This is a genomic window from Pseudocnuella soli (assembly GCF_004347775.1).
Lineage (GTDB): Bacteria > Bacteroidota > Bacteroidia > Chitinophagales > Chitinophagaceae > Flavisolibacter > Flavisolibacter aquaticus.
This window is the reverse complement of the sequence record NZ_CP037755.1, coordinates 1,025,386-1,037,828: the sequence shown is the minus strand read 5'-3', so window position 1 is coordinate 1,037,828 and position 12,443 is coordinate 1,025,386. Positions and strand designations below refer to the sequence as shown.

Annotated in this window: 11 protein-coding genes; 10 read left to right on the top strand and 1 reads right to left on the bottom strand. The window is 43.5% G+C overall.

The annotated features are described in order from the left end of the window. Window positions 1–17: 17 nt before the first annotated feature. The 3 genes from EPD17_RS04400 to EPD17_RS04390 all read left to right on the top strand — a co-directional run bounded on the left by EPD17_RS04400 (window position 18) and on the right by EPD17_RS04390 (window position 3,312). Window positions 18–497 carry a DUF416 family protein gene (locus EPD17_RS04400; protein ID WP_132052109.1) on the top strand — a complete coding sequence of 160 codons (480 nt, stop codon included), beginning with the start codon at window positions 18–20 and terminating at the stop codon, window positions 495–497. Window positions 498–897: 400 nt separating this feature from the next. Next, window positions 898–2,004, top strand: coding sequence for a Gfo/Idh/MocA family protein (locus EPD17_RS04395; RefSeq protein ID WP_132052107.1), 1,107 nt, complete (start codon window positions 898–900; stop codon window positions 2,002–2,004). Window positions 2,005–2,376: 372 nt separating this feature from the next. Beyond that, window positions 2,377–3,312, top strand: a complete 936-nt coding sequence (locus EPD17_RS04390; protein ID WP_132052105.1) for a 3-keto-disaccharide hydrolase — start codon at window positions 2,377–2,379, stop codon at window positions 3,310–3,312. Window positions 3,313–3,381: 69 nt separating this feature from the next. On the opposite strand, the gene EPD17_RS04385 is transcribed toward EPD17_RS04390, so the two are convergent. Continuing rightward, window positions 3,382–4,281 (bottom strand): aromatic alcohol reductase, encoded by a 900-nt coding sequence (locus EPD17_RS04385; protein WP_132052103.1) that lies wholly within the window; start codon window positions 4,279–4,281, stop codon window positions 3,382–3,384. Window positions 4,282–4,732: 451 nt separating this feature from the next. Between EPD17_RS04385 and EPD17_RS04380 the strand changes: the two genes are divergently transcribed. The 7 genes from EPD17_RS04380 to EPD17_RS04350 all read left to right on the top strand — a co-directional run bounded on the left by EPD17_RS04380 (window position 4,733) and on the right by EPD17_RS04350 (window position 12,416). After that, on the top strand, window positions 4,733–6,316 hold the full coding sequence (locus tag EPD17_RS04380) for a reverse transcriptase domain-containing protein (protein WP_132052101.1): 1,584 nt from the start codon (window positions 4,733–4,735) through the stop codon (window positions 6,314–6,316). Window positions 6,317–6,550: 234 nt separating this feature from the next. Further along, window positions 6,551–8,590 (top strand): Piwi domain-containing protein, encoded by a 2,040-nt coding sequence (locus EPD17_RS04375; RefSeq protein WP_132052099.1) that lies wholly within the window; start codon window positions 6,551–6,553, stop codon window positions 8,588–8,590. Window position 8,591: 1 nt separating this feature from the next. Beyond that, a complete protein-coding gene (locus EPD17_RS04370) occupies window positions 8,592–9,881 on the top strand; it encodes an SIR2 family protein (RefSeq protein ID WP_132052097.1) in 1,290 nt (429 codons plus the stop codon). A 324-nt stretch (window positions 9,882–10,205) separates the two neighbouring features. Next, on the top strand, window positions 10,206–11,036 hold the full coding sequence (locus tag EPD17_RS04365) for an ABC transporter ATP-binding protein (RefSeq protein ID WP_132052094.1): 831 nt from the start codon (window positions 10,206–10,208) through the stop codon (window positions 11,034–11,036). A gap of 9 nt (window positions 11,037–11,045) precedes the next feature. Further along, window positions 11,046–11,828, top strand: a complete 783-nt coding sequence (locus EPD17_RS04360) for a hypothetical protein (RefSeq protein WP_132052092.1) — start codon at window positions 11,046–11,048, stop codon at window positions 11,826–11,828. A gap of 17 nt (window positions 11,829–11,845) precedes the next feature. Next, window positions 11,846–12,217 carry a GntR family transcriptional regulator gene (locus EPD17_RS04355; RefSeq protein WP_132052090.1) on the top strand — a complete coding sequence of 124 codons (372 nt, stop codon included), beginning with the start codon at window positions 11,846–11,848 and terminating at the stop codon, window positions 12,215–12,217. A gap of 19 nt (window positions 12,218–12,236) precedes the next feature. Then, window positions 12,237–12,416: a hypothetical protein gene (locus tag EPD17_RS04350; protein ID WP_132052088.1), complete on the top strand. Its 180-nt coding sequence runs from the start codon at window positions 12,237–12,239 to the stop codon at window positions 12,414–12,416. Window positions 12,417–12,443: the final 27 nt, after the last annotated feature.

Sequence of the window (12,443 nt, the reverse complement as noted above, 5' to 3'; positions counted from 1 at the left end):
TGTAAAAAAATTACGCAATGAACTTTATTGAATTTGAAGCGGCACTCAACGACCGTGCACAGCAGCTCCCTTACCCCGAACGCATAGCACAAGGGCTGGCCATTTGCAAAAGGTTGTTTCCCCATTATAAAGCGTTTGTCAACGAGTCGGGATTTGGCAACCCCGATGTGCTGGTGGACAGCATTCGTTTTGTTGAATCGGGCAGCCAGGATGCAGATGCCATCTACAATTACCTGGATAACCTGGAAGAAGTTTGTCCTGATACCGAAGACTATGAAGACGCCGAATATGCCCTGAATGCATGCGGTGCTGTAAACGCGTTGCTGCTGCAGGTGGCCGAGCCCGATGAGTGGGAACATTTTGTAGAAATAGCCATGTCGTACTACGATACGGTTGATGCAAAACTGCAGGATGAAAGCGATGAAGAACTGGATGATGAAGACCTCGACGAACACCCGATGCTGGCTGAGGCAAGAAGGTTTTTGTTACAATCTTAGTCCGCATATTGTACGATGCGTATGCAACAACAAATAAAAGTCTTCATCGCTTTTTGATACACAGTTCTATCGTCGTTTGTTTGCTTTGCAAAAAATGAGGCTGTTTTCAAAAAACACCAATGCAATTTTCATAGTACTAATGTTGCCTGTCATCCGGCGCAGGAGGGATCTGGTTGTTGCAATTTTAAACCCTTCGTCCTTGGGGATGACCATGCAATAATTTCTTTTTTTATTGGGTGTAATGTTCAATGCGATCAGGCAAACAAACAAGTGCCCGCTTACATTTAAGTTGCGCACCACTGTTTACGCTAATTTCCCTTTTTACCAACCAACTGCACTGCTCCGCCTACAACAGCATTTGCGTAAATTGCTCCTTCCTTTAACCCAAAAACCAAACCTCATGGCATCCAACCTCATTACCCGGCGCAAGCTGGTGCAAACCCTATCACTCGGCAGCGCAGCCCTGTTGCTGTCGCCATCGGGCCTGCTGGCCGCCTGCAACACACAAAAGCGCGGGCTGGGCGTGGCACTTGTAGGGCTGGGTTATTACAGCACCGACCTGCTGGCACCGGCGCTGCAGCTCACCAAACATTGCCATCTTGCCGGCATCGTTACGGGCTCGCCGGATAAAGCCGAAGCATGGAAGCGTAAGTACAACATCCCCGATAAAAACATTTACAACTACAGCAACTTCGACAGCATTGCCAACAACAAAGACATTGACGTGGTGTACGTGGTGTTGCCGCCATCGATGCACCACGAATACGTGATTCGTGCAGCCAATGCCGGCAAGCATGTGTGGTGCGAAAAGCCCATGGCCATGACGGCAAAAGAATGCACCGAAATGATCGAGGCCTGTAAGAAAAATAAAAAGTCGCTGGCCATTGGTTACCGCCTGCAACACGAGCCTACTACGCAGGCATACCGCCGCATCATCAATACAGGACAACTGGGCAAGATTCAAAAAGTAGACTGCGCCGCGGGTTACCGCGATGGCCGCACCGACCATTGGAAACAAAAAAAAGAACTGGGCGGCGGTGCGCTGTACGATATGGGTGTGTATGCCATCCAGGGTGCCCGCTTTGGTGCCGGCACCGAACCCATTGCAGTGGTATCGGCCAAAACATCAACAACACGACCGGAGATCTATAAAAACGGGCTGGACGAAACCACCGAAGCGGTGCTCGAATTCCCGGGCGGCGTGATGGCCAGCATCAAAACATCGTTTGGTGAAAATGTGAACCACCTGGTGGTAAATGCCGAAAAGGGAACGCTGGAAGTACGGCCAGTGCAGCAATACAACGGCATACGGGCCAAAAGCCCGCTGGGCGAAATTTACCACGACTATAAAGTGCCGATGCAGCAGGCCATGCAAATGGACGACGACGCACAGGCCATTGCACAGGGCAAACCTATGATGGTGCCGGGTGAGGAAGGCCTGCGGGACATACGCATTGTGGAAGCCATTTACAAATCAGCAGCAAGCGGGCAACGGGTGGTGTTGTAGGGGTTTTTCGTTTACTTTTTTGCTCCTGCAAAAAAGTAACAAAAAAGCAGGCCCGAAATCAAATGACAGCCTGATTTCGGGATAACGCCCTGATTAAGCTTTAGTGATACTGTGTTGAAATGCTTTGGATCGCTATTGAGCAATGATCACCGATTACATTTGACGTGGCTGCACCTTATTTCTAGCAAATAAACAACGGTCGTTTCAGTAGAAACGACCGTTGTTTATTTTGTAAATAATGCGCAAAGAAATTTAGTGTGTAAGCCATTGCTGTGTGCCACAAATAAAGTGGGGCAAAACGGGATGTACTTATTTGGTGTTGTTTTTCGGTGGGGATAGGGTTAAATTGATCCCTATTCTAAACAGCGCCATATGAACAAGTTCTTTTTCCTGTGCTGCCTCCTGGTTGCCGGCACCTCGCCTGCATTGGCACAAACACCCACTGACTCCATTTCCATTGAAGGCCGTTGGGATATTACCATTGATGTAAATGGCAAGCCGCAACCTTCCTGGCTGGAGGTGCGCCACTCGGGGCACCGCACCCTGGTGGGCGATTTTGTAGGCATATCAGGCAGTGCACGGCCCATTGCGCAGGTGCATTATGCCGGCGGCAAGGTGCATTTTACCATACCACCGCAATGGGAAAACGGAGGGGGCAACCTGGTGCTGGAAGGGGCAGTAAGGGGCAACGGCCTGGCCGGCACCATTACGTTCCCGGATGGCAAGCAACACAGCTGGACAGCCGAAAAGGCACCGCTGCTGCAACGCAATGGAGCACCCGTTTGGGGCGAGCCCATTAAACTATTCAATGGCCGCGACCTTACCGGCTGGCGATCCTTGGGCACGCAAAACCAGTGGCAGGCAAAAGACGGAATTTTGTTCAGCCCCAAATCCGGCGCCAACCTGGCTACCGAAGCGCAGTTCACCGATTTTAAACTCCACATAGAATTTCGATATCCCAAGGGCAGCAACAGCGGCGTGTACCTGCGTGGCCGCCACGAAGTACAGATCGAAGACAGCAAGGGCACCAAACCCTGGCCCGGCGGCTTTGGTGCCGTTTATGGTTTTATTGCTCCCAGCGAGCAGGCAGCGAAAGCACCCGGCGAATGGCAGACCTACGACATAACGCTGGTAGGCCGCATGCTTACGCTGGTGGCCAACGGGGTAACGGTGATCTGCAACCGCGAAATCCCGGGCATTACCGGCGGTGCGCTGGACAGCAGGGAAGGCGAGCCGGGCCCGCTGTACCTGCAGGGCGATCATGGTGCTATTGAATACCGGAATATTGTACTGACGCCGGCGAAATAAGTTGGAACGATTGCAATGATGGCCGAAGCCCGGATGCAACCATCCGGCACACTGTTCCAGTGTACGGCGTTATGATATTTTAAGTCCTTTAAGCACTTCTGTTACCGATGTCCACTGCATATCGGGGTAGCGATCATTGTCGAGTGCATGGAACTTTGGCAATCCGGTGTACATGTTGTGGAGATACTGCATGCCCTGCCAGGGCGGAAACACTTCTTTGGGTTGCGGCATGAGTGTTTTGGTAATGGTGATCATCCCTTTTAAAAAGCCCAAACCGCCCACCTTTGTCGGCTTAAACTGGTGGCCTGTTGCACGGGCTGCTGCAGCGGCCAGATCACGGCTGCTTACCACGTCGCCGGCTATGCGCAAATATCGTGGCGTGTCCTCATCCAGCGCCGCCCGGGCCGTAAAAGCCGCCGTGTTGTTGATGGTCGTAAAGTCGAGCGGCTGGTTGGCATTGCCCCAATAAAGTACCCGCTTTAAGCCCGCCTGCACCAGCGGGGCTTCTTTCAGCAACATATCGGAGAACATGCCGTTGAGCACCGAAGTGGCCCTAATGGGCGCTGCATCAATGCGGCGGGCAAACTCGCGGCGGAGGTCGAGGTTGCGGTTGCTGCCTTCGGGCAGGCGGGTATAATCAATGCTGAAATCGGATGGAATGGCCCGCGGCACGCCTGCATCCACAGCAGCGGTAAGCAAGGCGGTCTGCGCATCTACGATCACCTCACGCAGACCTGACAGCGCGGAAACAACGCAGTGCACGCCCCGAAGGGCAGCACGCAACGACGCGGGGTTGTTGTAATCGACCGGCACGGTGTCGGCACCGGGGAAAGATGCGGTACTGCCCGCTCTTACCAGCGCCCTTGGTGTTGCGCCGAGGCGCACCAGTTCTGCCATGATCCTTCCGCCCAGGTCGCCGTTAGCACCAGCTACTGCAATGATCTTGTCCTTTACCGCTATTGTTTGCACGCAGCATTATGACAAACAGCGCTGGGAAAAGTTCGGGTTGGACGCTGTTGGGATAGCGCTGGTGTTTATCTGGATAGCCGTTGTTGGTGTGCGGCGATGGGTTTGGGGACTGGGCCCACCTACAACATGGGGGTGGCAGGCCGCTGGTGAGTGTTGTAGGTGCAACCACTGCACATAGGCAGGCTTCATCAACAATCGCTAAAAAAGCTTACGCCTGAAGAACACTAAGGATAACAGTGAGAAAAATAACCACAAAAAAGTTTGCTGAAATTTAATTGCCCTTCAATATGAACGCAAGAAACTCATATTTTTAAACCCATTTAAAAAGTAAGCGGTGTAAGGAAGATTGTTTAGTGTCGTTTCTACTGCGACATTTATTATAAAAGTTAGCTTTAGATGCTCCATCCTTACCACCTTTTTGTGTTTTAAATTGGTGGGATTTCGCAAGAAGATGAATCTTCCCGAAGCCGCTTATCATTTTTTCGAGATGAGTTTATTTGCAAAAGACGACAAATCCCTTCTTGAAGCATTTTATAGTGCAAAAAATTATATCGATTTAGCCGATGTATTTGAGATTACACCAAAACAGTTCAAGTTTCATGTTTTCATGGTGCCCGGGGACAAAAAATATGTTCAATTTACATTGCAAAAAAAGAGCGGCGGTGTAAGAAACATTTATGCTCCCAATGGGAATTTAAAGTTTATTCAAAATAAACTGAGTTACATCCTATATAAGATTTATAAACCCACTTTTTCAGCAAAAGGATTTGTTTTAAACGAAAGCATTGTTTCTAATGCAAGATTACATTCGGGTAAAAAGGCAATACTAAACATTGATATTAAAGATTTTTTTGAGTCTATAAATTTTGGTAGAGTGTATGGCTTGTTTAAATCAAAGCCATTTTCATTCAATACTGAAATTGCTGCCGAGTTAGCTAACATTTGTTGTTTCGACAACAAATTACCACAGGGTGCTCCAACTAGCCCCATAGTAACAAATATGATTTGTGTTGGCTTGGATAAAAATCTCCAGTCTTTGGCTAAAAAATATAATTTAATATATAGCCGTTATGCAGATGACATAACATTTTCTACTGACTTTAAGTTTCTACCCCAAGCAATTGCTTTAGGAAAATTAAACGTGGTTGAAGTTGGTGAAACGGTAAAGTCGATCTTGATTAAGCATGGGTTCAAAATCAATGATAAGAAGAGCAGAATCTATTATCACTTCAATCGTCAAGTGGTCACGGGTTTGATAGTGAATAAGCAGGTTAATGTTTCACGGAATTATATTCGTAATCTAAGAGGCATTATTCATTCTATTGAAAAGTTTGGATTACCGGCTGCGGAAATTGAGTTCCAAAGAAAGTATGACAAACAACGGCTTCCAGGAAAGTCAGTACCGCCATTTACTTTCTATCTCAAAGGAAAACTTTCTTTTTTAGCTCAGGTAAAAGGGACGGAATCATCTGTATACATTTCTATCGTTAAAAAACTTCGTTCTTTGATCCCAGGAGAGTTTGAAAAAACACTTACCAAGCTTGAGGAGTTGAGAAAAGACTTTGATGATTTAAATAAATTAGTTTATAAGGGTGCATCGATAACAGCTAGACAAAGGGGGTTTGAATTTGAAAAATTTTTAGCTGAGCTATTTAGTTTTTTTAAGATTGACGTTACTGAAAGTTTCAAGAGAGTTGGTGATGAACAAATCGATGCCGCAATAAATTTTGACAGTTGGCATTATTTGATTGAATGCAAATGGAAAAGCACACAATGTGATACAAGAGATGTTGATTCTCTCACAATGAAGTTAAGCCGGTCAGGTAGCCAGACAGGCGGTTTATTTATATCTATTAATGGTTGGTCAGCGAACGTTGTCGAAAATCTCTCAAGAAATCCTATTAAAAATACTATTTTAATTAATGGCGATGATATTAAAGATATTTTGGTTGAAAAAGTAGCATTAGATCAACTTCTAAAATTCAAGCTTCAGAGATTAAACTTATATTCTGAGCCCTACGCTAGGTGGGAATAGCATAACGATCCTGCAGTGTTTATACGTGACGGACGAATTACAGCTAAGGAAAGGATTTTTCCGTGGATTCTTCTGTTCGCAGGTGTTTTCATAACAAACAATGAACAGATAATTTTTTAATAGGGCCTGTACAGAAAGTGTGTACAGATATTAGGGAGTACGGTTAGCCACTATCCATATTAATAAGAATAGAATTGATACTTTTATCAATCGTTCAGTCAAAAGAAAAAAGTAATGAGTAGTCTCGTTATCAATCGCTTTCGCTATAGAGTTCCTAATGAAGAGCAGCCTGTTACGATGAGTGCAAAAAGCATCTTTTTTTTCTCAAAGGCCCCGGACTTTATCTTAAAGTCGATGGGTACAGCGTTGCCACATGAAGTAGCCGATGATTTGAAACGTGATCTACCTCCGGTCTATAAAGAGCAAAAAAGTAAAATTTATTATGATTTTGAAACCGAAGCAGATGATCATTCTTATTTGGTTACGGTAAATCTAGCAGACGTTTTATTTCTAAAGAAAGCATATACAAAACGTGCTTTGATTGACCTATTCTCTAATCGAGGTTTTCTGATAGAACCTTTCCCAACCGGTGCAGATTTAGCAGTGTATCAAAAACTATCACGATTTAGTGAAGACTGGAATGTTTATACACGGTTTGACCTTGTTATTTACCCCGCAGAAAACGAAGTTTCTATTAGCATCGGAAGTAATGATACTTATATAAGTGCTCGACAGCTCAATTTCAATAATGATGAGAAAGGATTACGAATACTTGATAACCACGATAATTTTATTAAGAGAGCTAGATTTAACACTGGAGGAAATGAATCATTTATAATTGCAAACAACAATAAGCGTCGTCAGCTAAATATTAAAAACAAGCCAGTTAAAATATTTTATCACAATCTGTATAATACTCTAAATGACATTTATTCTATTCTGCTAAATGAGCCGAGTGAAAAAATTAGATTCGAAAGTGGTGGTTTTAAAACTGTCCATCCAGCAGATATAGATCAAGTTGATTTTGATAAAAATCAGATGCTTTTCGGCAAAGGATATAAGGATGTGAATGCAGCGAGCGGAATGCGTGATGGAGGTCCATTCGAAGTTCCAAAAGAGAAAGCTGAAAAAACAAAATTGTTGTTTATTTATCAAAATAGAGAGCAGGCGAATAATCTATTTAGCTATCTGAAAAAGGGCTTAAAACATTATCCTGGACTATTAAGCTATGTTGGAATATCTGTGAATGTTGCCAATGAGCGTTTGCAGTATACAAATGAAGAGTTGTTTATTGAGGAATTTAATGAGTTTGTAAGCAATCAGTTGGTAAATGAAACATACACTGATTACTTCGCTCTGGTATTATTACCCTTTTCAAGAGAATCTGCCGACTCGGGTGAACACGAACTATATTTCCATATAAAGGAAAAACTGCTTCAAAAAGGAATTGCGTCTCAATTGATCGATAGTGGGAAAATCAATTCAGCTAATTTTCACTACCACCTGCCAAACATTTCAATTGCCATTTTAGCAAAGATTGGTGGCATACCATGGAAGCTTGGACGTAACTGTTATAACGAGCTTGTTATAGGATTTAACGAGGAGTATAATGATGAAGGATCTATTTTAGGAACTGCCGTTTACTTTGATAACAGTGGAAAATTGAAGCAAGTAAGGTCTTTTCAAAGTTTGAGTAGGGTAGATATAATAATTGCCTTGCGAAACTCAATTATAGATTTTTTGGATGCAAATAAGAAAATGCCACCTGAAAGGTTAGTTATTCATTATTATAAGCCTCCGCGCCGAAAGGAAATGGAACAAATTGATAAGCTGATCAGAGAAGAATTTAGATTCAATCTACCTTTTGCTTTAGTAGAAGTCAACGATACAAAAGTTAGCAGCGAAATATGTTTTGATGTGGAGTTCAATTATGGAATGCCAACTAGCGGCACTTTTGTTAGATTAAAAAGAAACGGAAATGAATATCTGTTGTTTAATAATCAACGGTATTGGAAAAATCCTCTTAAAGTAATCAGTGCCGAGGAATACCCAATCAAAATAAGGTTGTACAATACAGAGAGCGGTGGCTTTAGTCACAAAGAATTGCTTAGTCAGGTTTATGAGTTCTCTCGATTATATTGGAAGGGATTGAAACAGAAAAGTCAGCCAGTAACTACACAATATGCAAAAATGATCGCAGGTTTTGCAGCCCATTTTAGCGGCGGTAAGATTCCAGACAATGATGTAGCCCAAACAACAGCTTGGTTTATTTAGTATGACAATCCAAGAAGCGATTAATAAAAGTTTGTTCGTCTTCGGAGCAGGTGCTTCTTATGACGCTGGCTGCAAAATGTCACAAGCGATGCTCAATGCATTAGAAGATATAATCCGATTTAAAACGGATGACTTTTCAGATACTGAACGTGAAACTATAAAGTTTTTACTGACCTGTTTACGCTACCATGCTGAATGGAAGACATGGGAAGTAAACCGTGAATATTCAATGCAGCCAAATATTGAAGAGTTAGCGCTATTAATAAGGCGAATAAAAAATAGGGAACACTTTCTGCCTTATCCAATAACTGGTAATTGGGCTGATAAATTGGTGCGATTGGAGGCACAGTTCAAAAATGAGAGTGAGTTTGGTCTTTACCATACAATTGAGAACACAATAAAAAACGTTTTGTTGCCGAAGTGGCTTGAGATCAGTAACACAGATTTTCTTAAACCGCTGGATGTTTTTTTTCAACAAGCGGCATTAGACAAGAATGAAGAGAGATTTACTCTTGAAATTTTTTCAATGAACTATGACTTGGTTATAGAAAAGCATTTCGACGAACAAAAGGCCAGACCCTACCGAGGCTTCTATTCAGGAGAATGGCGTGGGTTTGGCAAATCTGCAAATAACCAAGAAGCAGACATAATTAACCTATACAAACTTCATGGCTCTTTAGACTGGATGAGACTTACTGATGGAAGCGTTTTAGAGAAAAGTCTAGCTGATGAAGAATTTGATGAAACAGAGGGTGAAAGTCGAATTGAGCATGATCCATTTATCATTTTCGGTCATGGAACTAAGTTTTTCTCTGTAGAACCTTTTTTCAGTTTGATTCAGAACTTCAGTAAAAAATTAAAAGAACGAGATTATTTCTTTATCATCGGATATAGCTTTTTCGATCCTTACATAAATAACTTACTAATCCAAGCAGTCAAAGATGGGGGGCAGAAAAACAAAAAAATCATAGTTGTAAATCCTTCTTTTGCATACAATCCGCCTTTGCAGGAATCCGATTTTGTTAAGGATGAAACATTTGGACCTCACTTAGATGAAAATAATTCAGAAGCGAAACGAAAGCTAACTAAATACTTGGAAGATATACAGCGTAACGCCTTCTATTCTGAGCTGCCTGAATTTAATATCAAACAGATTCCTTCTGAAGCGTTATACTATTTAAAACAAGGTACATCCGAATTTTTTGATCGTTACTTCAAGAACAAGGGAGAAGTTTTTCAAAAACTAATAGAAAGGTTTGACGCAGAAGGAAAAGAAGCTCTACCCTTTTGATGATCATCCAAATTCTATCCAATCCGGTGTTCAGAATACTTCCCGAACCTACAAGAGTGCGACGCAACAGACGCCAAATTATTGCACTGGCATCTTGGCCCATAAAAATTCAACTTCTCTACTTTAATTGCTTCGTCACCAAATCGCCCACCACATTGAGGTCCCAATCCATATCCTAGTTCCCCGTTTGCCAAAGAGTATAAGCAGGCACTATTAGAAACTGAATCAACTTTTTTGAGTCGATTTTGAAAAATACTTTTGAAAAATAAATCCGAGTTCTATATTTGTAGTGTACTATTTAAGTAGTACACTAAAACAGAGACAATGATTCAGCTTCAAAACCTGTCTTTTGCTTATAAGAAAAAACTCATTCTCAACGAGTTGACGCTTGATTTTGAACCGGGACACGTGTATGGCCTGCTGGGTAAAAACGGCACCGGCAAGTCGAGCTTGCTGCGCAACATTGCCGGGCTGCTGCGTCCCCAAAGGGGCAGCATCAAAGTAAATGGCCATACCCCATTCGACAGGCTTCCCCTTTTCCTGGAAGACGTGTTTATGGTGCCGGAAGAGTTTTACCTGCCCGACGTTCCGGTAAGCAACTTCATTGAATATTATGCGCCTTTTTACCCACGCTTCGAGGCCGAACAATTCAGGAAATACATCTCCATATTTGAAATACCGGAAGACAATACGTTGCAGAACATGAGCTATGGACAAAAAAAGAAAGTCCTGATCTCGTTTGCACTGGCCACCAGAGCCAGGGTTTTGCTCATGGATGAACCCACCAATGGGCTCGACATCATCAGCAAAAGCCAGTTCCGGAAAATAATGGCCGAAGCCATGGACGATGACCAGTGCATCATCATCAGTACCCACCAGGTAAAAGACCTCGAACACCTGATCGACCGCATTACCATTATCGACGAAGGCAAGATCCTGTTCAATGAAACCATGGATTCTATTGCCCGCAAATTGTCGTTCCGCTTTGCACACGGCCCCGAAGACATAGCAGCTGCTTATTACAACGAATCATCTTTTGGCGGTACCGTGGTGGTTACGCATAATACAACCGGTGAAGAAAGTAAGGTTGACCTGGAATTCTTATACAAAGCCATTGTCACCAATCCAGCTACTTCACAATCATTCCACCAATAAACATCTTTTATGAACCAATTTTTTGCGCAAAAACGTTTCTCGCTATTGGTGTTGAAGCACTGGGCAGACAATAAAAAGCGCTATACTCTTTCCCTGCTTGCGTACGTGGGCCTGCTCATCACCTGGTTCACGTTTGGCTTGATCATAATGGGCATTCCTGAAGGTTCGGGGCTGCCGGAAGAAGTGCAGCGCACCACGTTTTTCTTTTCCCTGTTTGCAGTGGGCACCTTTTACGCCAGCCAGTACTTTAGTGATCTTGGATCAAGAGAAAAGGGCAGTCATTTTTTGTTGGTGCCGGCCTCCCATTTTGAAAAGCTGTTGTGCAGCCTGTTCTTTACCGTGATCCTGTTCCCGCTTTTGCTCATTGCCTGCTATTACCTGGTTGATGTAATCATGGTAGCGATCGCCAATTCATTTTCCGCGAACAGGCCAAACGGCGGCAGATCAACGGTAACAAACATTTTTGAAGTAGCGCTGATCAACTTCAATTCGAAGCGGGCCATTTACCTGCTGCCTTTCTCCCTTTCAATAGCCTCACTTTTTCTGCTCGGTTCGGTATACTTTAAAAAGTACAACTTCATCAAAACCATCATCACCGGTTTTGTTGTGTGCCTCCTGTTTTTCTTCCTTGTTTACGTGGTTACACAACATATACTACCCGAAAAAGCAGACGATTATTACTTTTCGAAAATTGCACACTGGTTTCCCACTTTCGTACAGGTACTTGCCTATGCGGTTGCTCCTTTATCCTGGATCGCTACCTACTATGTATTAAAAGGAAAACAAGTATAGCCCATAAAAATATTATCATGCAATTCAGAGAATCCATAGCAATATACCTGCAGATAGCGGATTACGTTTGCGAACGCATCCTGCTGAAGCACTGGAAAAGCGGCGAGCGAATTCCGGCGGTGCGGGAACTGGCAGTACAACTTGAAGTGAACCCCAATACCGTGATGCGTACCTACGAATTTTTGCAAGGTCAAAACATCATCTACAACCAGCGAGGCATCGGGTATTTTGTGGGCGACGATGCCGTTCAAAATGCTACGAAATACCGGAAGACGGAATTTATAGAAAAAGAACTGCCTAACATTTTTCGGAACATATACATGCTGGGGATGGATATCGAGGAGTTGAAGCCGCAGTACGAAAGCTTCAAACAACAAAATTTTGGTTAACCCATAAAGATGTTTCATCATGGAAAACAATAAGAATCTTCTTCTTGGTGCGGTATCAGTGCTTTTGCTGATCATCACCATTTATGTTGCATTGCTTGTGAAAAACACTGATGGAAGCGCTAAGCCCTTCAGCCCCGGAGCTGCAACATCCAACGAATCAATGGAATGGCCTCAGCCGATTTTACTCATTGCACTCTAACCTGCACCGGCTGTTACATAATAGGGC

Bases quoted from the DNA above. Each gene is read 5' to 3' on its own strand.
- EPD17_RS04355 (WP_132052090.1), top strand. From the start codon at position 11,846: ATGCAATTCAGAGAATCCATAGCAATATACCTGCAGATAGCGGATTAC.
- EPD17_RS04360 (WP_132052092.1), top strand. From the start codon at position 11,046: ATGAACCAATTTTTTGCGCAAAAACGTTTCTCGCTATTGGTGTTGAAG.
- EPD17_RS04370 (WP_132052097.1), top strand. From the start codon at position 8,592: ATGACAATCCAAGAAGCGATTAATAAAAGTTTGTTCGTCTTCGGAGCA.
- EPD17_RS04390 (WP_132052105.1), top strand. From the start codon at position 2,377: ATGAACAAGTTCTTTTTCCTGTGCTGCCTCCTGGTTGCCGGCACCTCG.
- EPD17_RS04350 (WP_132052088.1), top strand. From the start codon at position 12,237: ATGGAAAACAATAAGAATCTTCTTCTTGGTGCGGTATCAGTGCTTTTG.
- EPD17_RS04400 (WP_132052109.1), top strand. From the start codon at position 18: ATGAACTTTATTGAATTTGAAGCGGCACTCAACGACCGTGCACAGCAG.
- EPD17_RS04365 (WP_132052094.1), top strand. From the start codon at position 10,206: ATGATTCAGCTTCAAAACCTGTCTTTTGCTTATAAGAAAAAACTCATT.
- EPD17_RS04375 (WP_132052099.1), top strand. From the start codon at position 6,551: ATGAGTAGTCTCGTTATCAATCGCTTTCGCTATAGAGTTCCTAATGAA.
- EPD17_RS04380 (WP_132052101.1), top strand. From the start codon at position 4,733: ATGAATCTTCCCGAAGCCGCTTATCATTTTTTCGAGATGAGTTTATTT.
- EPD17_RS04395 (WP_132052107.1), top strand. From the start codon at position 898: ATGGCATCCAACCTCATTACCCGGCGCAAGCTGGTGCAAACCCTATCA.